The sequence below is a fragment of the Streptomyces sp. NPDC002513 genome (assembly GCF_053595355.1).
Genome location: NZ_JBSFXK010000007.1, coordinates 78,677 through 102,055 on the forward strand (window position 1 = coordinate 78,677; position 23,379 = coordinate 102,055).

Annotated in this window: 16 protein-coding genes and 1 riboswitch; of the genes, 7 read left to right on the forward strand and 9 right to left on the reverse strand. The window is 73.3% G+C overall.

Annotated elements, in window-relative coordinates; all coding sequences use genetic code 11:
- Positions 1-606: 606 nt before the first annotated feature.
- From ACWD5Q_RS07395 to ACWD5Q_RS07410, 4 genes are all read right to left on the reverse strand, one after another.
- Positions 607-1,029 carry a hypothetical protein gene (locus tag ACWD5Q_RS07395; protein ID WP_451426070.1) on the reverse strand — a complete coding sequence of 141 codons (423 nt, stop codon included), beginning with the start codon at positions 1,027-1,029 and terminating at the stop codon, positions 607-609.
- Between the two features lie 758 nt (positions 1,030-1,787).
- Positions 1,788-2,975 (reverse strand): vWA domain-containing protein, encoded by a 1,188-nt coding sequence (locus ACWD5Q_RS07400; RefSeq protein WP_451426155.1) that lies wholly within the window; start codon positions 2,973-2,975, stop codon positions 1,788-1,790.
- 29 nt (positions 2,976-3,004) lie between these two features.
- Positions 3,005-5,683, reverse strand: a complete 2,679-nt coding sequence (locus ACWD5Q_RS07405) for a DUF5682 family protein (protein ID WP_451426071.1) — start codon at positions 5,681-5,683, stop codon at positions 3,005-3,007.
- Positions 5,684-5,813: 130 nt separating this feature from the next.
- Positions 5,814-7,031, reverse strand: coding sequence for an ATP-binding protein (locus ACWD5Q_RS07410; protein ID WP_451426072.1), 1,218 nt, complete (start codon positions 7,029-7,031; stop codon positions 5,814-5,816).
- Between the two features lie 151 nt (positions 7,032-7,182).
- Between ACWD5Q_RS07410 and ACWD5Q_RS07415 the strand changes: the two genes are divergently transcribed.
- The gene (locus ACWD5Q_RS07415) at positions 7,183-8,535 is read left to right on the forward strand and encodes an SWIM zinc finger family protein (RefSeq protein ID WP_451426073.1); all 1,353 of its coding nucleotides are present in this window, start codon (positions 7,183-7,185) and stop codon (positions 8,533-8,535) included.
- 41 nt (positions 8,536-8,576) lie between these two features.
- Positions 8,577-10,190: a DUF5691 domain-containing protein gene (locus ACWD5Q_RS07420; protein WP_451426074.1), complete on the forward strand. Its 1,614-nt coding sequence runs from the start codon at positions 8,577-8,579 to the stop codon at positions 10,188-10,190.
- Between the two features lie 81 nt (positions 10,191-10,271).
- Here ACWD5Q_RS07420 and ACWD5Q_RS07425 read toward each other — a convergent pair whose 3' ends face one another.
- The gene (locus ACWD5Q_RS07425; protein ID WP_311691157.1) at positions 10,272-10,688 is read right to left on the reverse strand and encodes a cobalamin B12-binding domain-containing protein; all 417 of its coding nucleotides are present in this window, start codon (positions 10,686-10,688) and stop codon (positions 10,272-10,274) included.
- A 615-nt stretch (positions 10,689-11,303) separates the two neighbouring features.
- Here ACWD5Q_RS07425 and ACWD5Q_RS07430 point away from each other — a divergent pair.
- Entirely contained in the window at positions 11,304-12,164 is an 861-nt protein-coding gene (locus ACWD5Q_RS07430; protein ID WP_451426075.1) for a lipase family alpha/beta hydrolase, read from the forward strand.
- 210 nt (positions 12,165-12,374) lie between these two features.
- Complete coding sequence (locus ACWD5Q_RS07435; protein ID WP_451426076.1) at positions 12,375-14,009, forward strand: M23 family metallopeptidase; 1,635 nt, start codon at positions 12,375-12,377, stop codon at positions 14,007-14,009.
- 50 nt (positions 14,010-14,059) lie between these two features.
- On the opposite strand, the gene pcrA is transcribed toward ACWD5Q_RS07435, so the two are convergent.
- Positions 14,060-16,579 carry a DNA helicase PcrA gene (gene pcrA / locus ACWD5Q_RS07440; protein ID WP_451426077.1) on the reverse strand — a complete coding sequence of 840 codons (2,520 nt, stop codon included), beginning with the start codon at positions 16,577-16,579 and terminating at the stop codon, positions 14,060-14,062.
- A 253-nt stretch (positions 16,580-16,832) separates the two neighbouring features.
- Positions 16,833-16,997, forward strand: a riboswitch (cyclic di-AMP (ydaO/yuaA leader).
- A gap of 8 nt (positions 16,998-17,005) precedes the next feature.
- On the opposite strand from pcrA, the gene ACWD5Q_RS07445 reads away from it, so the two are divergent.
- Positions 17,006-18,166, forward strand: coding sequence for an NlpC/P60 family protein (locus tag ACWD5Q_RS07445; protein ID WP_451426078.1), 1,161 nt, complete (start codon positions 17,006-17,008; stop codon positions 18,164-18,166).
- Positions 18,167-18,387: 221 nt separating this feature from the next.
- Positions 18,388-19,356, forward strand: a complete 969-nt coding sequence (locus ACWD5Q_RS07450) for an SLAC1 family transporter (RefSeq protein ID WP_451426079.1) — start codon at positions 18,388-18,390, stop codon at positions 19,354-19,356.
- On the opposite strand, the gene ACWD5Q_RS07455 is transcribed toward ACWD5Q_RS07450, so the two are convergent.
- Positions 19,334-19,687 (reverse strand): hypothetical protein, encoded by a 354-nt coding sequence (locus ACWD5Q_RS07455; protein WP_451426080.1) that lies wholly within the window; start codon positions 19,685-19,687, stop codon positions 19,334-19,336. The genes ACWD5Q_RS07450 and ACWD5Q_RS07455 overlap by 23 nt on opposite strands.
- Before the next feature lie 510 nt (positions 19,688-20,197).
- On the opposite strand from ACWD5Q_RS07455, the gene ACWD5Q_RS07460 reads away from it, so the two are divergent.
- On the forward strand, positions 20,198-21,259 hold the full coding sequence (locus ACWD5Q_RS07460; RefSeq protein ID WP_451426081.1) for an NlpC/P60 family protein: 1,062 nt from the start codon (positions 20,198-20,200) through the stop codon (positions 21,257-21,259).
- Positions 21,260-21,304: 45 nt separating this feature from the next.
- Here the strand turns inward: ACWD5Q_RS07460 and ACWD5Q_RS07465 are convergent, their stop codons facing one another.
- Together ACWD5Q_RS07465 and ACWD5Q_RS07470 are read right to left on the reverse strand one after the other, a co-directional pair.
- Positions 21,305-22,030 carry a LuxR C-terminal-related transcriptional regulator gene (locus tag ACWD5Q_RS07465; protein ID WP_451426082.1) on the reverse strand — a complete coding sequence of 242 codons (726 nt, stop codon included), beginning with the start codon at positions 22,028-22,030 and terminating at the stop codon, positions 21,305-21,307.
- Complete coding sequence (locus ACWD5Q_RS07470; protein ID WP_451426083.1) at positions 22,027-23,319, reverse strand: PspC domain-containing protein; 1,293 nt, start codon at positions 23,317-23,319, stop codon at positions 22,027-22,029. The genes ACWD5Q_RS07465 and ACWD5Q_RS07470 overlap by 4 nt, the downstream gene beginning before the upstream one ends.
- Between the last annotated feature and the right edge of the window lie 60 nt (positions 23,320-23,379).

Sequence of the window (23,379 nt, forward strand, 5' to 3'; positions counted from 1 at the left end):
CGGTGGGACCCCTGTGCCGCCCCGTGAGGGGCGCGGAGCGAGTGGTCCCCACCCCAATGGGGCCACTCGCCCGGTCCGCGGGATTTCGGTGGGGCGGACCGACGGTTTTCGGTCACCCCGGTCCCTCATTCCCCGCGGAGGCCTTCGGGCGCCGTGCGACGGTGCCGGCGGGCCCGCGCCGCACGGCGTCGGTCTCAGACGGAGTACGTGCCGTACGAGCCCGGCCGCAGGTACTCCGGGGTGACGGACGCGGCGGCTTCCCGGGCACCGGTCACCGCGTGGCCGGCCGGCGAGCCACCCGCTGTACGTCGGACCCTCCGGGATTCCGGGATCCCCGGAATCCCGGAGTTCGGGAATCCCGGAGTTCGGGAGTTCGGAACCATCGCTGCCGAGTCCTGCCGCCGGCGTCGGCGTGGGGCCGGCGTCGACGTAGGGCCAGCGGATCCGTGGGCGGTCCGGGGAGCGGTGGCCATGGATACGGTCCGGCAGTGCGGCTCGGGCCCGATGGCTTCCGTCCGAGGACGGCGGCGGAAGGGGAGTCCGGACGGCGGGCAGGCCTGTTCCGCCCCCGCGCGTCTGGTCTCGCGCGGAGGGGGAGCCGCTGCCCTAACCGGGGAACTCGGGGATGTCCCGGTGGCGGTCCCGGGTCCCGTCCGCGGTGACGACCGCGGTGGCGCCGGGCAGAAGCCGCAACGGCACCCGGTGGTTCCACGCGACGGCGTGCCCGTCACCGTGCCGCGGCGTACCGTCGCCGCCGGCCGACTGCGCGCCGGACACGCCCGCCGGTGCGCCGTCGGGCGAGCGGTGCAGGGGCGCGTCCGCGGGCCGGGGAAGGCGGAGGGCACGGTGTGTGTACTGCCCCGCCGTCACATCGGCCGCGGCGACCCGCGGCCCGGCCTCCCCCACCCGGTCGTACTCCGCCCCGCCGGCCGACCGGTCCGACACCGACGCCCCGGGCAGGGTGTGCCCGGACGGCGTCGGCTGCCCGGGAAGCTCCGGCGTACCCGGAAGCCCGGGAAGCCCCGGCACCGGCGGCACGGACGGGACCGAGGGGAGGGAAGGAAGGGACGGGAGGGAAGGAAGGGACGGGAGGGAGGGAAGGGGCGGGAGGGGCAACGGTGGTGACGGTGCGCCTGCCAGAACCTCGGACACCGTCTGCACGAGGCCCTCGACGGGGCGCGCAACCGCGTCCCCGACCGGCCGTACAACGGGGTCCTCGACCGGTCGTACGACCGAGTCCTCGACCGGCCGCACGACCACATCCCCCAACGGCCGTACGACCGCATCCCCGACCGTATCCCCCACCGGCCGCACAACCGCGTCCCCGACCGGTCGCACATCGAAGTCCCCGACTGGTCGCACGAGTGGGTCGGCAACGGGCCGTACGGGACTGCCGGGAACGGCATGCCCCGCCTGACGGACGATGTCTCCGACCACGACGTGCCGGTCCGCCGCGTGAGCCGGTCCCTCACCGAGCAGCCCCAGCGCGAGCAACCCTCCCACCAGCAGTGCCAGATGCAGCGCACGCCGCCCCGCCGCCATACGCATCACGCGCAGTGCGGCACCGGCGAAAGGCAGTGCGGCTGGCAGGGTCACGACGGGGAGAGCCTCCGTGCGGCGGAACAAAGCGGTACGGGCGACGCGGCGCACCGTCGAGGTCGAAACGCCGTCGATCCTTGCACGCCTCTCCCGCCGTTGCGCAAGCCCCCTGTTACCGATGGGTGGTCATATCCGGTTTCCCCCTTGCGTCAAATGGTGTCCGGTTTGCGAGGCGGCCCTCGCCCTGGTCACACCGTCTCCGGCACCGGCAGGGGCCGTTTCTCTATCGCCGCCGCCATCACGTCCGGGAACAGATCGGGCGTGCACGCGAACGCCGGTGTCCCCAGTGCCGCCAGCGCCGCGGCGTGCTCACGGTCGTACGCGGGCGTCCCCTCGTCGGAAAGCGCGAGCAGCGCCACGAACTGCACCCCCGACGCCTTCATCGCCGCCACCCGCTTGATCATCTCGTCCCGGATCCCCCCTTCGTACAGGTCACTGATGAGGACCACGACCGTCTCCGTGGGCCGGCTGATCCGCGACTGGCAGTACGCCAGCGCCCTGTTGATGTCCGTGCCGCCGCCGAGCTGGGTGCCGAAGAGGACGTCGACCGGGTCGTCGAGCTGGTCGGTGAGGTCCACGACGGCCGTGTCGAAGACGACGAGCCGGGTCGCGAGGGACCGCATGGACGCGAGGACCGCCCCGAACACCGACGCGTACACCACCGACGCCGCCATCGACCCCGACTGGTCGATGCAGAGGATGACCTCCTTCTTCATGGACCGGGACGCCCGCCCGTACCCGATCAGCCGCTCCGGTACGACCGTGCGGTGCTCCGGCAGATAGTGCTTGAGGTTGGCGGCGATCGTGCGGTTCCAGTCGATGTCGTGGTGGCGGGGCCGGTGGACGCGGGCGCTGCGGTCGAGGGCGCCGGTGAGCGTGGCCCGAGTGCGGGTGGCGAGCCGCTTCTCGAGATCCTCGACGACCTTGCGCACCACCGCCCGTGCCGTCTCCCGGGTGGTCTCCGGCATCGCCTTGTTCAACGAGAGCAGCGTGCCGACCAGGTGCACATCCGCCTCGACGGCCTCGAGCATCTCCGGTTCCAGCAGCAGCGTGGCCAGACCGAGTCTGTTGATGGCGTCGCGCTGCATGACCTGGACGACGGATGACGGGAAGTACGTCCGGATGTCCCCGAGCCAACGAGCGACGGACGGCGCCGACGCCCCCAGCCCCGCCGATCGGTTCCGGCCCTGAGGCGGGGCGTCCCCCTTTCCGTACAGCGCGGTCAGTGCCCCGTCCATCGCCGCGTCCCGTCCGGCCAGCCCGCACCCGGTACCGTCCGCCGAGTCGCCGCCGAGCACGAGCCGCCAGCGCCGCAACCGCTCGTCGGGCCCGGCCGCCGCCCCGGCCGTGCCGCCGTCCCGGCCCCCGGAGGGCATGGCCGCCCCACGGCCGGTCGTGTCCGTGCTCATCGAGCCACCCCCACCAGGTCGTCGCCATCCCTGCCACCGGGCCCACCCGGGTCACTGCCGCCGGGCCCGCTCAGGCTGCTGCCGTCGCGACCGCCCAGGTCGCTGCCGTCAGGCCCACCCGAGCCGCTGCCGTCACGCCCACCCGGGCCCTTGCCGTCGCGCCCGCCCGGACCCCTGCCGTCAGGTCCACCCGAACCACTGCCACCGGGGTCGTCCAGGCCGAGCAGCAGTCGCACCAGCGGGACCACCGCGTCCGCCCGCCCCGCGTCCAGGTCGGGCGCGAACCCGAACACGCCCGCGCCGACGGCCACCGTGCTCCCCGGCACCTTCGGCCCTCGCCGCAGCACCTCGCCGAGTGTGCGTCTGACTCCCGGCTCGTACGCCGAGAACGTGCGCCGCAGCAGGGGCAGTACGCCGGTGAACGCCTCCGCCGGCACCCCCGTCAGCCACGCGTCCACGAGCCCGAGCAGCCGCTCGTCATGCACGAGCAGCAGCCCGCCGCCGGCGCCGCCTCCGACGAACCCCTCGATCCACGCGGCCGCCTCCGCCGGGGCCGTACCCGGCGACAGCGCGCGCCCCATGAGCCGCGCGGCCTCGTCCTGCGCCAACTTCCCGTCGTCCAGGAGAAGTCGCACGGCGCGCCCCCGGACGACCCCCGCGACGGTGTCCCGGCCGGACAGCGCCCGCAGCACGGAACGCCACCGCCCCCGTATCTCGCCGTCGGCCGCCGCGGCCCCCTCCGCCAGCAGCCCCACCGCCCCGTGCACGGCGTCCAGATGACGGCGCATCTCCTCGGCCGCCTCCGCATCGAGCGCGGCGCACGCCGGTGGCAGTCCGACGAACACCCGCTCCGCGAGGCCTGCCGCGACCTCGGCCAGGGCCCGGGTGTCCGTGCCGCGCACGTCTCCGTAGCGCAGCGAGCGGACCAGGGCGGGCAGGGCCTGGGCGAGGTGGCCGACATCGGTGTCCAGGGCCGCCCGGTCGGCGAGCACCCGCATCACCACGGGCAGCGCGTCCGGGAGTTCCGCCAGGAGGCACCGCTCGGCGAGCGCCGTGACATCGGCGAGCGCCCGCGCGGCGACCGCGTCCGCCTCGGCCTTGGCAGTCGCGGCGGCGAGCACGGTCGTCCCCCAGACTCCCGCCTCCGCGACCCGCACCGCCAGCTCCGGCTCCCAGCGCAGCCGCCAGGTCTCCCGGAACGTGCCCGTGCTGCCGCGCGAGACCACGGGCTCGCCCCAGCCGACGCCGAGGAGGCACAGCCGGTGCAGCAGCCGGCTGCGCCCGGCGTCGGTGTCCTTGCGCAGATCCAGCTCCGCCTCCCGCTCCAGCGGCTCCGGTTTCAGTCGCAGCCGCTTCTGGAGCCGCGCGAGGTCCCGCTGCAAGGGCACGGCGGGAGCCGACGCCGGCACCTCGCCCAGCACGTCGCCGACCACGAGGCGGTCGTGCACCAGCGCCAGCGGCACGTCCGAGCCCTCGCACATCACCGCCCGGACCGCGTCGGTCGTCTCGGACAACCCCGGCAGCGGGCGCCCGCGCAGCGCCGCGAGCGTGCCGGCGAGCCGCACCGCCTCGATGACGTGCGCGGACGACACGATCCGGTCCTCCTCCCTGAGCAGCCTGGCGACCTTGGTCAGCCATCGCTCGACGGGACGGTCGGGCGCGGCGAACAGATGCGCGTACCAGCCGGGCGAGTCGATCCCCGCCCCGTAACCACCGGCCCGGGACAGCCGCCGGTGGGTCCAGGGCACCCAGGTCATGTCCGCCTTCACCTTGGGCAGCCCCTTCAGCAGGGCACGGTCGGCGGCGACGGTGGTCCCACGTCGCAGCGCGGGCACATGCCAGGCGCCGCACACCACGGCCACCCGGGGGCCGAACTCCCGCAGTGACGAGCGCACCTGGAGCCGCATATGCGCCTCCCGCACCAGGTCGCGCCGGTGTCCCCCGGTGCCGTACTCCTCCCGCAGGGCGGCCATGGCCTCCTCCAGGACCGTGAACGGCGCGAGGGGGTCGTCGCCCACCCCCCGGTGCTCGACGACGTCCTCCCACCACCGCTCGGGGTCGTCGTACCCGGCGGTCTCGGCGAGCACGGCCAGGGGGTCGACGCGGAGGGCGTCGCCGGAGCGATGGGCCGAGCGGGGCGCCGCCTCGCCCCCGGGTACCGGCGCGGCGCCCCCGGGCATCCCGCGCCCCGCCCCGGGCTCGGCGTCCGCAGATGTCTCGTCCGCCGCCTCACGCTCGGCGTCCGCAGGCGCCTCGTCCACCGCCTCGGGCTCGGCGTCCCCGGGCTCCTGCGCCGTCGGTGGTGGCTCCTCCTGGTCCCATGCCAGGGTGTGCGTCGCCGGCAGATCGATGAACCGGGCCGGGACTCCGTGCTCCAGGGCCCAGCGGAGCGCCACCCATTCCGGGGAGAACGCGGCCAGCGGCCAGAACGCCGACCGTCCGGGTTCGTCCACGGCGTGGGCGAGCAGTGCCACCGGCGGCCGCATGTCCTCGTCCGCCGCCAGCGGGATCAGGGCGTCCGCCTCCGGTGGCCCCTCGATCAGCACGGTCCGTGGCCGCGCCGCCTCCAACGCGGCCCGCACGGCACGGGCGGAGCCCGGCCCGTGGTGCCGCACCCCGAGCAGCAGCGGCCCCTCACCGGCCACGTCGCCCGGCGGAATGTCCACGCCCGTCATGCGATCCCCCTCACCCACCCGGGCACTCCCGGTCGACCGGGCCCGGCTGCCGCCGGGACGCCGGGGTCCCCCGCACCCGCCGGCTTCCTCGTCCCGTTCGCCGGACCCCCTGCGGGACGGAAGGCGCCGTTCATCCGGTCACCTCCCGGCACGCCTGGTAGAAGTCCGCCCAGCCGTCCCGCTCCCGGACCACCGCCTCCAGGTACTCCCGCCAGACCACACGGTCGGCCGCCGGATCGCGGACGACGGCGCCGAGGATGCCCGCGGCCACATCGCCGGCCCGCAGCACGCCGTCGCCGAAGTGCGCGGCCAGCGCGAGCCCGCCCGTGACCACGGAGATGGCCTCGGCGGTGGACAGCGTCCCGCTGGGCGACTTGAGTTTCGTCCGGCCGTCCGTGGTGACCCCGTCGCGCAGCTCACGGAAGACCGTGACCACGCGGCGGATCTCGTCCATGCCGTCGGGCATCGCCGGCAGGTCGAGCGAGCGGCCGATCTGCTCGACCCGGCGGGAGACGATGTCCACCTCCGCGTCGGCGCTCTCCGGAAGCGGCAGCACCACCGTGTTGAACCGGCGGCGCAGGGCGCTCGACAGGTCGTTGACCCCGCGGTCGCGGTCGTTGGCCGTCGCGATCAGGTTGAAGCCCCGGACGGCCTGCACCTCCTGCCCCAGCTCCGGTATCGGCAGGGTCTTCTCCGACAGGATCGTGATCAGCGTGTCCTGCACGTCGGCCGGGATGCGGGTCAGCTCCTCGACGCGCGCGACCCTCCCCTCGGCCATGGCCCGCATGACGGGGCTCGGCACGAGCGCGTCACGGCTGGGACCGTGCGCGAGCAGCCGCGCGTAGTTCCAGCCGTAGCGGATCGCCTCCTCCGGTGTGCCGGCCGTGCCCTGTACCAGCAGGGTCGAGTGGCCGCTGACGGCCGCCGCGAGGTGTTCGGACACCCAGGTCTTGGCCGTGCCGGGCACCCCGAGCAGAAGCAGTGCGCGGTCGGTGGCGAGCGTGGTGACGGCGACCTCGACGATGCGGCGCGGACCGACGTACTTCGGGGTGATCACCGTGCCGTCCGGCAGCGTGCCGCCCAGCAGATAGCGGGCCACGGCCCAGGGCGACAGCCGCCAGCGGGCCGGGCGGGGCTTGTCGTCCTGCGCGGCCAGCGCGGCGAGTTCGGCCGCGAAGGCGTCCTCGGCGTGCGGCCGCAGAGCCTCCTCCGCCGCCCGCCCTTGCGGCCGCTCCCCCGCCGTTACGTCCGCGGGCGTGCGCACGGGCGCGGACACCCCCTCGCCAAGGCCCGCACCCCTGCCCTCGTTCGCGGGAGCGGGCTCGCTCGGGTTCGGTTCGACGGACATCGGATCAACGGACACACGCATGGCGACATCCCCCTCAGCTCGGCCGGTTCGGATCTGCCACCAACCGTGCACCACGCCACTGACAATGCACGTGACCTGCGCAAACGCTCACCGTCCGGTGATTGTCAGTGCCGGGACCTACCTTCGAGACATGACTGAGCAGGGGGTGCGCTGGACCACGGAGCAGGTGCTGGCACTGGCGCCTGACGCCGCGTCGCGCAAGGCGGGAAGCGAACTCGGCGCGGCCGGGCCGTGGTCGGAGGCTGGCAGATCGGACGAGGGGACGGTGTGGGGGGTGTGCAAGGGCAGCGGCGGCAGTACGTACCGGACGGTCGTCGATCTCGCGGGCACCGCCGGTCCGGCGTCCACGTGCAGTTGCCCGAGCCGCACGTTCCCGTGCCGGCACGCGTTGGGACTGCTGCTGCTCCGGGCGAGCGGGGACGGGACGGTGTCTCGGGGGCGGGCGCCGGACTGGGCGGAGCAGTGGATCAAGGGGCGCGGACAGCAGACACGGGAGGAGCGGCCGGCCACCGGCGCGGGCTCCGCGAGGACGGCCGATCCGGAGGCGGCCCGGCGCAGGGCGGAGCGGCGGGCCGAGCGGATCACGGCGGGGGCGGCGGAGCTGGAGCAGCGGCTGGCGGACCTGCTGCGCGGCGGCCTCGCCACGGCCGACCGGGAGGGGCACGGGATGGGGGAGGAGACGGCGGCCCGTATGGTCGACGCGCAGGCGCCGGGACTGGCCGCGCGCGTGCGGGAGCTGGGGGCGATCCCGTCGTCGGGACCGGGTTGGCCGGTGCGGCTGGTGGAGGAGTGTGCGCTGCTGCACCTTCTCGGCCAGGGCTGGCTGCGCCGCGAGCGGCTGCCGGACGAACTGGCGGCGACGGTCCGTTCCCGGGTGGGCCTTCCGGGCTCGCCCGACGGTCCGCCCATCCGTGACCGCTGGCTGGTCCTGGCCCAGTACGACACCTCGGACAGCCGCCTCACGACGCGCCGCATCTGGCTGTACGGCGCGGACTCGGGCCGTACGGCGCTGCTCCTCTCCTACGGGGCGGCCGGACGCGCACCGGAGCCGGCGCTGCCGGTGGGCCTGGTACTGGAGGCGGAGGTGTCCGCGTATCCGGGGGCGGGGCAACTGCGGGCCGCGCTGGGCGAGCAGTTCGCGCCCGCGGCACCGACGGGTGTCCGGCCGCCGGGCATGACCACGCCCCAGGCGGTGGCGAGGTACGGGCAGGCGCTGCGGGAGGACCCGTGGCTGGACTCGTTTCCGGCGACCCTGGGCCGGGTCATACCGACACCGGTCGAGGACTCCTGGCAACTGGCGGACGCGGACGGCGACACGGCGCTGCCTCTCACCCGTTCGGCGGGCGCCCGCCCGGGCCTGTGGCGGCTGGTCGCCCTGTCGGGCGGAGCCCCCGTCACGGTCTTCGGGGAGTGCGGCCACCGCGGCTTCACTCCGCTGACCGCCTGGCCGGAGGGTGCCGGAGAGGCGGTCCCGCTGTGCTGACGACACCGAAGCGACTCGCTGCCGACAAGGAAGGGACCGACATGGGTGCGATCCCCGCCGCGCCGGACACGCCCCCCGCCGTGCCCTGGGAGGAGCTGGTGACCGTGGCTCTGCTCGGCACCGACCGGCGTACGCCGCCCTGGGCGTCCGGCCGGGAGGCGCCGACGGCGCTGCTGGACCTGGCCGCCGTGGAGACCGTGCGCCGCAGGGCCGGGCTGCGGCCGGCACCGGCCGGGACCAGGCCGGAGCCGGCCGCGCCGGACCCTCGTCCGCCGCTGCCGCCCGCGGCGGCCCGCAGACTGGCCCTGCTGCTGTCCGACCGCCCGGGCACGGGCGGCGGCCGCCGGGGGACGGCGCCCGACCTCATGGAACTGCTGCCCCAGTGGCTGGAGCTGGCCCATGCGCGCGGCTTCGCACCACCCCCGGAGGCGCTGCCCGCGCTCCTGGACGCGGCCCGCGGGCGTACGGACCTGCGTCCCGCGGTGATGGCCTTCGCCGGTCCGCGCGCCCTGTGGCTGGCCCGGCTCAATCCGGACTGGCGGTTCGCGCTGCGCTCCGCGCCCGGCGATGGGTCCCCGCGGGCGACGGAGGATCCCGCGCATGTCCAACGCCTCTGGGAGCAGGGACTGTTCGCCGAGCGGGTGGCCCTGCTCGGCGCCCTCCGCGCCCGCCGGCCGGCCGCCGCGCGTGCGCTGCTGGCCGGCACCTGGGCGACCGAGCGGGCCGAGGACCGCTTGATGTTCCTCGACTCCCTCCGTGCGGGCCTGGAGCCCGCGGACGAGCCGTTCCTGGAACAGGCGCTGTCCGACCGGAGCCGCACTGTGCGGGCGACGGCTGCGGAGTTGCTGGCGGCGCTGCCGGGGTCGGCGCTGGCGGCGCGGATGGCGGCGCGGGCGGCGGCCTGTGTGGCGGTCGACCGTACGGCGGGGGAGCCGATGCTCGTGGTCGAGGCGCCGCACGAGTGCGATCCGGGCATGGAGCGGGACGGGGTGGTGCCGACGCCGCCGGCCGGGCGGGGTGAACGATCGTGGTGGCTGGGCCAGTTGGTGGAGGCGGCACCGCTCGGCACATGGACGGCACGCGGGAAGGGACGTACGCCGGCGGAGATCGTCGCGCTGCCGGTGGCGGACGACTGGCGGGACGAACTGCACGCGGCCTGGTGCCGGGCGGCGGTCCGGCAGGGGGACCCCGGCTGGTCCCGGGCGCTGCTCGGGCCGCCCTCGGCGACGGAGGCCGGAGGCCCGGGCGCGGTCTCCCTGGCCGAGCGGGCGGGACTGCTGTCGACGCTGGGCGCGGCCGAACGGGCCGAGTGGGTGGCCGGGTTCATCGCCGCTCACGGACTGTCGGAGGCGTTCCAGTTGCTCGGGGTGTGCGCGGTTCCGTGGGCCGCCCCGCTGGGCCCGGCGGTGGTGGACGCGCTCAACATCGCGCGGGACGCGGGGAGCTATCCATGGAGTTTCAGCGGGGTGATGGGTCTGGCGGAACGCTGTCTGGACCCGGCGGAGGCCGGTCGCCTCGCCGCGCTGACGGCGATACCGGACGAGCCGGAGGACGCGTCGCCGGGGGCGGTCGGCTACTGGGCCGAGGCCTTCCAGCGCCTGACGACGACGCTGCGCCTGCGGGCGACGATGCGGGAGGAGCTGGGAGAGCCCTGAGCCGGCCCGCCTCAGGGAATCCCGGGCCCGGCAGCCCGGCCGAGGGAGGTCCAAGCGGGCCGGGCCCCGGCTCCGGAAGACTCAGGCCCCGGCCGGCTGGCGCACGTTCGCCCGGACCCAGTCCACGATCGACGCGGTCGTCGCACCGGGCGTGAAGATCTCCGCGACGCCCTTCTCCTTGAGCAGCGGGATGTCCGCCTCCGGGATGATCCCGCCGCCGAAGACCAGGATGTCCTCGGCCTCACGCTGCTTCAGCAGTTCGATGACCGCGGCGAACAGCGTGTTGTGCGCGCCGGACAGGATCGACAGTCCGATCGCGTCGGCGTCCTCCTGGATCGCCGTGTCCACGATCTGCTCGGGCGTCTGGTGGAGGCCGGTGTAGATGACCTCCATACCCGCGTCGCGCAGCGCCCGTGCGATCACCTTGGCCCCGCGATCGTGGCCGTCGAGCCCCGGCTTGGCCACCACCACGCGGATCGGACCGGCTGCCACACCCATCACTGCCTCCATGAAGCGACTACTCCACCCTGTACCCGATGTACGGCCCCGCCGCCACACCGCACCGGCGGACACACGGGCCGCGAGCCCCACACGGCACAGGCGTCCCGCGCCGCACCGACCGGGAAGTGAACGAACGTTATCGCCAGCATCCCGCAACCGGCAGTTTCGCGGTGGCGACCGAGGGGGAAATCACACAATGGGACACGTTCGCCGCGCAGGGTCCCCCCTCCCCGCGGCACACGCGCCGCAGCATCAGCGGCTCGCGCGCCATGGTCCGAGGGGATCGTGCGCACGGAGAGCCGCTTCAGTGCGGCCACGCCATCGCCGGCCGGGCGCCGGATGGCTGGCCCGCCGGCGATAAGGATTGCAAGGGCACGACGACAGCGGGAGCCGCACCCGTACAAGGAGGACGGGAACCGCATCACGCGGACGGCGGGAACGCCTTTCGTCATCGCGACGAGAAGGGCGCCCCGCCGCGCCATCGGCTCATGTGCCGCACCCGCGGTACGGCCGTATCCACGGCACCTGCCCCGCAGGCCACCGCCACACGGCTTTCCACAAGGGCACACAGGGGACGCAGACGTCCTCGCGTGCGCCGACGGGAGGTCGGCCATGATGGTCACGCGGGCAGTGGAGCCTTTGCTCCCCCTGTACCGGCGCATGTTTCCGGGCAGGCTGGCCGGTCTCTCCATGGCCCTGCTGAAGGCGACCGCCCTGGAGCTCGCGATTCTCGCCGGACATCTGCTCCTCTACCCCTCGGGAATCATCCAGGAGCGCCATGCCCACGCGCTCCCGCTCCCGCCGGACGCCGCGACACTGCCGGCCAAGGACAGGCCCCCGGTCATCCTGCTCCACGGGTTCATCGACAACCGCTCGGTCTTCGTACTGCTGCGCCGCAATCTGGCCCAGCACGGCCGGCAGCACATCGAGTCACTCAACTACTCGCCGCTGACCTGCGACATCCGCACCGCGGCGAAACTGCTCGGCCGGCACATAGAAGAGCTGTGCGAACGCACCGGGCAGCCGCAGGTGGACGTCGTCGGCCACAGCCTGGGCGGACTGATCGCGCGGTACTACGTACAGCGCCTCGGCGGCGACCTCCACGTCCGTACGCTCGTCACGCTGGGTACACCCCACTCCGGCACCCGGGTCGCGCCCCTCGCGAACGCGCACCCCATCGTCCGCCAGATGCGCCCGAACTCCGAGCTGATCCAGGAACTGCGCGAACCGGCCCCCGGTTGCCGTACCCACTTCGTGAGCTTCTGGAGCGATCTGGACCCGCTGATGGATCCGCTGGAGACGGCCTGCGTCGACCACCCCGACCTGCTGGCGCGCAACGTCCGGGTGAGCGGGGTCGGCCATCTGGCCCTGCCGGTCCACCCCGCGGTCGCGACCGGGATACGGCAGGCGCTGGATCTCGCTCACCCGGCGGCACCGGCGGACACTCCCACCGGGGGACTGACGGTGGCGTGACGGCCGCTCCGGCATCTCCCCGTCACCCCACGCCCCTCGAACATTCATCGAACGCAAAGCCAAGGCCGTGCCCGGGGACCGCCGAAACACGGGCGATTGCCCGTTTCCTGCCCGAGGGAAACCCGCGGAAGATTGTCGCGTCCGCATACCGCCGGGTACAGTCGCCGCACTGCTCTGCCAGCCCCTGCTGTCGAGGCGAAAGAGACGTTGGTGAACAACCGTCACCCGTCGGGGACCGCGACTCCCCCGGCTCCGGCCCCCGATGCCGCCTCGGCGCACTACGCGTCGTACGGCGGGCAGGGCGGCCAGTACGGTGAGTTCACGTCGTACGCCGATCCCACCACGCCCGCGTTCGGCTCCGGCGGCCACACGGCCACGGCCTTCCCGGCCGACCCCCTCTTCGGTGACCTCCCGGGCCACGGCGCGACCGGCTCGTACGACACCTCCGCGTGGTCGGCCGCCGGTCATCCGGGGCACGGCGCGGACGGCCATCTGCTCGGCACCGGCACGCACGAGACGCTCCCCTACGACGCGTACGCCGCCCAGCATCACGCCGCGTTCGACACCGGCAGCCATGACACGACCGCCTGGGCGGCGGGCTACCAGCAGCTCGCCGGCATCCCCGCGCAGGCCGGGGCCCCCGAGGCCACCGGCCAGTGGGACGCACAGGCCTGGCACGAGGCCGGCCGGTCCGCCGACGCGACCCAGTGGGACTGGGGCACGCAGGGATTCGACACGGGGGCGTACGACGCCACCCAGTGGAACGCGGGCGCCACCGGCGAGCACGAGGCGCACGCCCCGCGGACGGCGGCGACCACGGCGACGTCGCACTTCGAACAGGCCGAGTCCTTCGATCAGGCCGCGACGCGGACCTTCGACCAGGCCGCGACGCAGACCTTCGATCACCCGGAGACGCAGGTCTTCGACACCGCGGACGCCTTCGACCAGCAGGCCACCGCCACCTTCGAACAGCTCCCGCACGAGCGGCACGCCCCGGACGACGACGAGTCGGCACCCCCGCGTGAGCCGTCCGACGACGCGCCCCTGCTCGACGACCAGGAAGAGGTCACTCCCGCGCCGGCCTCGCGTGCCGCGTCCCGCGCGGCCGGCCGGTCCCGGCGCCGCACCCCGGCGAGGCGCTCCGCGCTGCTGACCATCGCCGTGCCGTCGGCGTGTGTGATGGGAGTCGCCGGGATCGCCGCCGCGACCGTCGGCGTGGGCGGGAGCGACACCAAGGAGACGACGGCGAGCGCGTCCGACGCGACGCCGGTGAAACCGTCCACCGCGAACAACAAGCTGGACTCCCAGCTGGAGAACCTCTCCGCGGGCGCGAACGACTTCGCGGACCGGGCGAGCCGTACGCAGGAACGGATCGACCTCAAGGCCCAGCAGGTGGCCGAGAAGAAGAAGGCGGCGGCTGAGGCGGCCCTCAAGGAGCGGATGCGGCCGAAGTTCGTGCTGCCGGTCACACAGCGGGGGCTCAGCGCCTATTTCGGCCAGGCCGGGGTCAACTGGATGTCGGTGCACACCGGTATCGACTTCCCCGTCTCCTACGGCACGACGGTCATGGCCGCGACCGACGGCACGGTCCGCACCCAGTGGAACAGCGCCTACGGCAACATGCTGATCCTGACAGCCATGGACGGCACGGAGACGTGGTACTGCCACCTCTCCAGCTACCGGGTCGCACCCGGGACGGTCGTGAAGGCCGGCCAGCCGATCGCGTACTCCGGCAACTCGGGCAACTCCACCGGCCCCCATCTGCACTTCGAGGTACGGCCGAACGGCGGTGCCGCGATAGACCCGCTGCCCTGGCTGCGCAGCCACGGGCTGGACCCCACCTGATCGACCCACCGGTGAGCCCCCGCCGTTCGGCGGGGGCCTGCCCGTGCGGTCTACAGCTTCTCCACCGGCGCGTACCGCAGCAGCAGCCGCTTCGGTTTCGTGTCCCCGAAGTCGATCGTCGCCTCCGCGTTCACACCCGTGCCCTTCACCCCGACCACCATGCCCAGGCCGAACTGGTCGTGCGTGACGCGGTCGCCGACCGCCAGGGAGACCACCGGCCTCTCCGTCGCACCGCCCCGGCGTGTGGCGAACCCGGACGCTCCCGCGGCCGAGGACCGCGACCGGGCCGAGGACAGTGACGAGGACAGGGAGGCCGCCACGCCCGAGACGGGACCCGTGGAAGCGGGTGCGGAGGAGGCACCCGTCCGCTTCCAGTCCACGTGCTGGTCCGGGATCTCCTCCAGGAAGCGCGAGGGCGGGTTGTACGAGGGCTGGCCCCAGGCACTGCGCAGGGCGGACCGGGTGAGGTAGAGCCGCTCTCGCGCGCGGGTGATGCCCACGTACGCCAGGCGCCGCTCCTCCTCGAGTTCCTTGGTCTGGCCGAGCGCCCGCATATGCGGGAAGACGCCGTCCTCCATGCCGGTCAGGAAGACCACCGGGAACTCCAGGCCCTTCGCGGTGTGGAGGGTCATCAGCGTGATGACGCCGCCGCCCTCCTCGTCGTCGGGGATCTGGTCGGAGTCGGCGACCAGGGCGACCTGCTCCAGGAAGTCGGCCAGTGTGCCCCCCGGGCCGGCGGCCCCCGCCGCGTCCTCGCCGCGCTCCTGCTCGAACTCCAGGGCCACGGCGGCGAGTTCCTGGAGGTTCTCGATGCGGGTCTCGTCCTGGGGGTCGGTCGAGGCCTGGAGTTCGGCCAGATAGCCGGTGCGTTCCAGGATGGCTTCCACGACCGTGGCCGGGCCCGCGCCCGACTCCACGATCGTCCGCAGGTCCTCCATCAGCGCGTTGAACCGCTTGACCGCGTTCGTCGAGCGGGCCGCCATGCCGTACGCCTCGTCCACGCGGCGCAGTGCCTGCGAGAAGCTGATCTTCTCCCGCTGGGACAGGGCGTCGATCATCGCCTCGGCGCGTTCACCGATGCCCCGCTTCGGCACGTTCAGGATGCGCCGCAGCGGAACGGAGTCCTCCGGGTTCGCCAGCACCCGGAGGTAGGCCAGGACGTCCCGGACCTCCTTGCGCTCGTAGAAGCGGACGCCGCCGACGACCTTGTAGGGCAGGCCGACGCGGATGAAGACCTCTTCGAAGACACGGGACTGGGCGTTGGTGCGGTAGAAGACGGCGACATCGCCCGGCTTTGCCTCGCCCCGGTCGGTGAGGCGGTCTATCTCGTCGGCGACGAACTGCGCCTCGTCGTGCTCCGTGTCGGCGACATAGCCGGTGATCCGCGCGCCCGAGCCCGCGTTGGTCCACAGGTTCTTGGGGCGGCGCGACTCATTGCGCTCGATGACCGCGTTGGCGGCGCTCAGGATCGTCTGCGTGGAGCGGTAGTTCTGCTCCAGGAGGATCGTGGTGGCGTCCGGGTAGTCCTCCTCGAACTGGAGGATGTTGCGGATGGTGGCACCGCGGAAGGCGTAGATCGACTGGTCGGCGTCACCCACGACGCACAGCTCGGCGGGCTGGAGGCCGTCCTCGCCGGACGGCGCGTCCACAGGGTGTTCGACCGTGCCGACCAGCTCGCGGACCAGGGCGTACTGGGCGTGGTTCGTGTCCTGGTACTCGTCGACGAGGACGTGGCGGAAGCGGCGGCGGTAGTGCTCGGCGACGTCCGGAAAAGCACGCAGCAGATTGACCGTCGTCATGATCAGGTCGTCGAAGTCGAGTGCGTTCGCCTCGCGGAGCCTCGACTGGTAGAGCGCGTACGCCTGGGCAAGGGTCTTCTCGAACCCTCCCGCGGTCGCCTGGGCGGCGAAGTCCTCCTCGTCGATCAGCTCGTTCTTCAGGTTGGAGATCTTGGCGCTGAACGACTTGGGCGGGAATTGCTTGGGATCGAGGTCCAGGTCCCGGCAGACGAGCGCCATCAGACGCTTGCTGTCGGCGGCGTCGTAGATCGAGAAGGAGGACGTGAAGCCGAGCTTCTTGCTCTCGCGGCGCAGGATGCGGACGCACGCGCTGTGGAAGGTCATCACCCACATCGCGTTCGCGCGCGGGCCGACGAGCTGCTCGACCCGCTCCTTCATCTCGCCCGCCGCCTTGTTGGTGAAGGTGATCGCGAGGATCTGCCCGGGATGCACACCCCGCTCGGCCAGCAGATAGGCGATGCGGTGCGTGAGCACACGGGTCTTGCCGGAGCCGGCACCGGCCACGATGAGCAGGGGGGAGCCGGCGTGCACGACCGCCGCGCGCTGGTTCTCGTTCAGCCCCTCGAGCAGCGCCCGGGGGTCGATGGCCGGGCGGGGCGCGCCGTCGCGGTAGTAGGCGTCCCGGTCCGGCGGCAGGTCGAAGCGCCCGCCGAACAGATCGTCCGGAACCGGCTCCGGAGCATGATCGTCCTCGGGCGGCGGGGGTTCCTCCTCAGGGGCCGGGGTGGCCTGGAGGTCCGCCAGGAAGCTGTCGTCAAAGAGGCTGCTCATCGCTCTCCGAGTCTAGGGCGCTCCACCGACAACCGGCCGCCGTCCCGAAAACTCCGTGCCATGGACCGGACTCGCACAACACGGGTCACCGTCCGGACCCGCCCGTTCACGGTGCGCGCCCGATGCGGGGCCCCGCGGCCGAGGTCACGGAAATGTATCGGACATATCTCGCATCAACCTTCACAAGAACCACAGGAGTTGGCTAGCGTGCCGGGCGGGCCGCACGACCCCCACCGGCGAAGGTCGCCGGGCCGCGCGGCCTCCGCCGAGTCCGGTGCCCCGTGCGGCCGGAGCCGGGGACCCACCCGACCTGGGGTGAATCGGCCGAGCGTCCTGGGGGACACGGCCGTAGGGCACACCTTCCGAACCACCCGCCCGAACCCGACAGCTAACCCGGTAGGCGGAATACGGAAGGAGACGCCTCTCATGGCGCCGCACCGCAAGTCCCGCACCTCGGGCCCACGCATCGCGGGCATGCGGACCCCCGCCCTCGCGACGGCCGCCCTGACCTCCGTGGCACTGCTCTCGCAGACGGCCCACGCCGCGCCCGCCGCCGACGGCAGGCCCAGCGTCGAGGAGGTCGCGAAGAAGGTCGACGACCTCTACCGCCAGGCGGAGTCGGCCACCGAGAAGTACGACGCGGCCAAGGAGAGATCGACCGAGCAGCGCAAGAACGTCGACTCCCTCCTCGACGACGTGGCCCAGCGCACGCAGAAGCTCAACGACGCGCGCGAGGAGCTGGGTTCGTTCGCCGCCGCGCAGTACCGGACCGGGGCCGCGGCCCCCGACACGGCCACCCTCCTGCTGGCCGACAACCCCCAGGACTACTTCGACCAGACGCAGCTGATGAGCCGGCTCACCAGCCGTCAGAAGGAAGCGGTCGACCAGTACGTCACCGAACAAGCCGCGACGATGAGGAAGCGCCAGGAGGCCACCGACAGCCTCCGGACGCTCACCGAGTCGCAGACGACGCTCCGGACGGCCAAGTCGGACGTCCAGAGGAAGCTCACCGCGGCACGGGAGCTGCTGTCCGAGCTGACCGCGCAGGAGAAGGCGCGGCTCGCCGCGCTCGAGAAGCAGAAGCAGGAGGAGGCCCAGCGCCAGGCGGAGGCGCTGGCCCGTCGGCAGGCGGCACAGCAGAAGGCGGCACAGGAGAAGGCAGCACAGCAGCCGTCGCCGACCACCACGGCCGGCTCCTCGGGGTCCACCGCAGCGGACTCCTCGTACGCGACGCAGGCCGCGAAGGCCCTCGCCTACGCCCGCGCGCAGATCGGCAAGCCGTATGTGTGGGGCGCGACGGGCCCCGGGTCGTACGACTGCTCGGGCCTGACCCAGGCCGCGTGGAAGGCCGCCGGAGTCACGCTGCCGCGCACCACGTACGCCCAGGTGAACGTCGGCACCACGGTGTCGCTCTCCGACGCCCAGCCGGGTGACCTGATCTTCTTCTACGACGACATCAGCCACGTCGGCCTCTACATCGGCGACGGCATGATGATCCACGCCCCGAAGCCGGGCGCCTACGTTCGCGAGGAGTCGGTCTACTACGGCGGTGCGTCGATCATCCACAGCGTGGTGCGGCCGGCCTGAGTCCGACGACTCCGGTTCCGGCGGGCCGGGACAAGGCTCCGGCGGGCCCCAGGGGTGTGGCCGTTTCCCGGCCACACGGGTCCCGTGCGGCACGCCCCGGAATTTCGGGCGGTACGCGCGCGTGGCTGTCCGCGGGCTCCACGCGCGCGTGGGGTTGTTTTCGGGCTCCACGCGCGCGTGCCCCGTACGCAAGCCGTGCGCGCGTCCCTAGCATCGGGCGCATGTCTGGCACCTCCGCGCTCCACACCTGGTGGGCGCAGCGTCCGCCCGTCACCGGGGCCGCCGTGTTGGCGACCGGCGTCCTGTCGGTCGGGTTGCACCAGACCGGGCACGAGCTGGTCTCCCGTATCGCCCTGGCCCTGGCGGGCGCCGCCTGGCTGGGACTGGCCGCCGCCATCGCCCTACGGCCGCTGTGGGGACGCGCGAGGTGGCCGGCCGGCTCCCCGGCCGCGCTCGCGGTGGTCCCGGCCACCGCCGTGCTGGGCACCCGGGTGTCGTTCCTGGACCGGCAGCAGCTCGCCGAGGCGCTCCTCGCGCTGGCCTTCGTGCTGTGGGCGGCTCTGGTCCTCCTGGTCGTACGGAACTGGGAGCGCGGTATGTCCGGGGCGGTGTTCCTCGGCTGCCTGGCCACGGAGGGAATCGCGGTGCTCGGGGCGGTGCTGGCCGCGGCCGTGCGAGTGGCCTGGCTCGCCCATCTGGCGCTGGTGTTCTTCTGGTTCGGTCTGGCGTTCTACCTGATCGGGCTGTGGTGCTTCGACCGGCGGCAGGTGACGGCCGGCGCGGGCGACCAGTGGGTGGCGGGCGGTGCGCTCGCCCTCGCCGCGGTGGCCGGGGCATGGCTGGTCCACGCCGCCCAGGTGGGCCTCTACCTCTGGAACATCGACGACACCGGTGTCCTGCGGAGCGTCACCATCGCCCTCCTCGCCCTCGCCTTCGCCTGGTACTGCGTACTGGCGGCGGCCGAGCTGGGCCGGCCGCGCACGGGCTACGACGTACGGAGGTGGTCGACCGTCTTCCCGATGGGGATGACGGCGGTGGCGGCGCTGTCCGTCGCCGACGGCCTCAGAGCGCCATGGCTGCGCGGCCCCGGCCAGGTGCTGCTGTGGATCGCGGTGGCGGTCTGGTGCGCGGTCCTCGTCGGGGCCGTCGGGTCCGGGGCGGTCAGCCTCAGGTCCACAGCACGGCGATGAAGACGTTCACCATGGTCAGCGCCCCGACCAGGGCGAAGAGGGGCTTCTCGACCTGCTCCTCGTCGCGCTTCACGTAGACCAGGCCGAGGATCACGATCAGCAGGGCCAGCTTGATGCCGATCTTGATCGTGTTGATGGTGTGATGTTCCGCCTGGTTGAGGCCGACCAGCGCCACACCCGTGACCAGCATGGTCAGCGCGCCGTGCAGCATCGCGGGCACGAAGCGGGCCGTGCCCCGGCCCATCGCCTTCATCTGGGTGAGGAAGCCGCCGAGGAGCGCGGCGATGCCGACGATGTGCAGGCCGACGAAGAGATGGATGAGTACGTCCATGAAGCCGGAGCCTAACGAGGGACGCGGAGGGCTCTGACACCGGGCCACGAGGCGGGACGGCGACGACGGCGGCGGAGACGGACCCGCGCCCGGCCTGCGGGGCATCGTGCCAAGACGCCGCAAGGGGCACAGAGCCACCTCCCGGGGCGCCCTGTGGAGCGCCCCCGCATCAATGCGCCCTATAGCACCCCGTCGTCTCCCGGTGTTCCGGAACCGCCGCAACGGTCATCGCACAGCGTGAAGTCGGCAGCCTCGGAACGGGATCACGGTCACATACGGTCACCGTCAGTCCGGTCGAGCCACTTCCGTACATCGCGTCACGAGCCGGTCACGATCAGGCCTAACGTCCTCCACCAGGTGACCGGCTCCCACCGCCGCCCGCGCCGGGGCGGCCGCCGGACACCACCGCCAAGAAGGTCCGGCGGCGTCCTGCTCCCCTGTGCGGGCCGCCGCCGGACGCGTGACCACGCCCGTCGCCCCGGCGGTCGCAGGAAAGGACGTGACGGACAGGTGGCAGCGCACCGCAAGCCCAGACAGCGTTCGCTCGGCGGGACCGCGGTCCGCACCGCCGTCACGATCGCCCTCGCGGGAGCTGCGTCCGCGACCGGCTTCGACGGGACCGGGCACGCCGAGCCACCGCTCTCCCCGGCCCAGGTCAAGGCCGAGGTCGACAGGCTGTACCGGGAGGCGGAGGTCGCGACCGAGAAGTACGACGGGGCGAAGGAGCAGGCGGACCGGGCCGCGCGACGGGTCGACGCGCTGCGGGACGAGGCCGCTCGCCGCACGGACCGGCTGGACTCGGCGCGCGCGGCGCTGGGTTCCGCCGCGGCGGCGCAGTACCGCGGGGGCGGTATCGACCCCGCGGTACAGCTCCTGCTCTCCTCGGATCCGGGACGCTACCTCGACAACGCCGCGTTCGCCGAGCGGGTCGACGGCCGACAGGCGGCGGCCGTGGCACGCGTGCGCGCGCAGGTGCGGGAGATCGAGCGGCTGCGCGGAGCCGCGCGTGGGGAACTGGCCTCGCTGACCGCGCGGCAGGCGGAGCTTCGGCGGCAGAAGCGGACGGTCACCGAGAAACTGAGCGAGGCGCGGCGGCTGCTGTCCCGGCTGACGGAGAGTCAGCGCGCGCGGCTCGGGGCGGGCACGGGGCCCGCGTCCCGGTCGGCGGGGCGCGGCCTCCTCGGGGCGGTGTCCGCGTCGCAGGCCACCGCGGAGGCACCCGACGCACGGGCGGCGGCCGCGGTGTCGTTCGCATACGGCAAGCTCGGCAGTCCCTATGTCTGGGGCGCCACCGGCCCCGACGCCTTCGATTGCTCGGGACTGGTGCAGGCCGCGTACCACGCGGCGGGTATCTCACTGCCCCGGACGACGTACGCCCAGATCGGCGCGGGCCACCGCATCCCGCGCTCCGCGCTGCTGCCCGGCGACCTCGTGTTCTTCTACTCAGGGGTCAGCCATGTGGGGATCTACGTGGGACACGGCCAGATGATCCACGCGCCGAACCCGTCGGCACCGGTACGGCTGGCACCGATCGACGAGATGCCGTTCGCGGGGGCCACGCGGGTGGTGTGAGCCCGCGGCACGCGTGACCGGCCCGGCCCCCTTGATGACGGACCGTCAGACCAGTCGGCGTGCCGTCGCCCAGCGGGTCAGTTCGTGGCGGTTGGACAGCTGGAGCTTGCGCAGGACCGCCGAGACATGGGACTCGACCGTCTTCACCGAGATGAACAGCTGCTTGGCGATCTCCTTGTACGCGTAGCCGCGGGCGATGAGGCGCAGGACCTCGCGCTCGCGCTGGGTGAGGCGGTCGAGGTCCTCGTCGACGGGTGGGGCGTCGGTCGAGGCGAAGGCGTCGAGGACGAAGCCGGCCAGGCGCGGGGAGAAGACGGCGTCGCCCTCCTGGACACGGAAGATGGAGGCGATGAGGTCCGAGCCGGTGATCGTCTTCGTCACATATCCCCGGGCACCGCCGCGGATCACCCCGATCACGTCCTCCGCCGCGTCCGACACGGACAGCGCGAGAAACCGGACGGGCCTCTCCGCATCCGCCGTCAGCGCGGCACAGCGGCGCAGCACTTCGACCCCTCCGCCGCCCGGGAGGTGGACGTCGAGGAGGACCACCTCGGGCCGTGTCTCGGTGATCACCGAGACCGCCTGGTCGACGTCCGCGGCCTCCCCCACGACCTCGACGCCGGTCTGCTCGGTCTGCCCGATCTCCGCCCGGACGCCCGTACGGAACATACGGTGGTCGTCGACGAGCACGACCCGCACGCGCCGCTCTCCCGTGCCTCCGCCCGCGCGCTCCGGCTCCACCGGGCCGACCGGCTCGTTCGCGTCGCTCATGTCGTACTCTCCGCCCTCTCCATCTCCAGCTCGACCTCCGTGCCGCCACCGGGCACCGCGCGCAGCCGTGCGGTGCCGCCGTTGCGCTCCATGCGGCCGATGATCGATTCTCTGACACCCATGCGGTCCGCGGGTATCCCGTCGAGGTCGAAGCCGGGGCCGCGGTCGCGGACCGACACGAACACGGTCCTTCCCTCGACCTCGGCGTAGACCTGGACGGCGCCGCCCTCGCCACCGTACTTGGCGGCGTTCACCATCGCTTCGCGCGCGGCCTGCATCTGCGCGCCCGTCCGCTCGTCGAGGGGGCAGTCGCCGACGACGACGACCTCGATGGGGACGCCGTGCTTGTCCTCCACCTCCGCCGCGTTGCGCCGGACCGCCTCCGCCAGGGTGCTGGGCTCCTCGTCCTCGTCCTTTCCGGTGCCCTCCGGTTTGTAGAGCCAGGCGCGCAGGTCGCGTTCCTGGGCGCGGGCGAGGCGGCGCACCTCGCCCTCGTTCCCCGCGTTGCGCTGGATCAGGGTCAGGGTGTGCAGGACCGAGTCGTGGACGTGGGCGGCGACCTCGGCGCGCTCCTGGGCGCGGATGCGCATGAGGCGCTCCTCGGACAGGTCCTGGGACATCCGCACGAGGTACGGTCCGGCGAGCAGCGCTATGCCGACGAGGACCGCGAGCGCCGCCTGCAAAACGGAGCCGAGGTGGGCCGCGGAGCCCTGCAGCACGAAGATGCCGGAGACACCCGCGGTGACGAGCAGGACACCGGCCGCCGCGCGCAGCAGGGTGAGGGTGCGCCGTCGTCCGCCGACCTCCATCCAGCGGGCCCGCCGTGCGTTGTCCGCCTGGCGCCAGACCAGGGCGACGCCCGCCGCGACGAGGACGACCGGGATGAGATACCCCTTGGCGCCGCCGCCGACATTGACACTGCCGACGAAGGTCAGCGCCACGACGACCATGAGGAGCAGGGCGACGATCTGGCCCCGGTCGGGTCTGCGGGCGACCAGTCGGCGACGGCCGTCGGCCGAGGTCTCGGTGCCGGCCGGAGACGGGGGACGGCGCTCGTCGACACCGCCGACGCCGAGCGGGACGAAGAACCAGAACGCGGCGTACAGCAGTGCGCCGAGGCCGTCCGCCATGATCAGGCCCACGAACACGAGGCGCACCCAGATCACGGGCAGCCCGAGATGCCCGGCGAGCCCCCGCGCCACTCCCCCGAGCCAGCGTCCGTCGCTGCTGCGGTAGAGCTTGCGCGGCGGCCGCGGGTCGGCGAGGGGCACTCCTGCGGCGTCCGGCATGCCATCGATGGTCACACGAGCGGCCTGCCCGGACATCAGGGTGGACCCCCTAGACGCCCC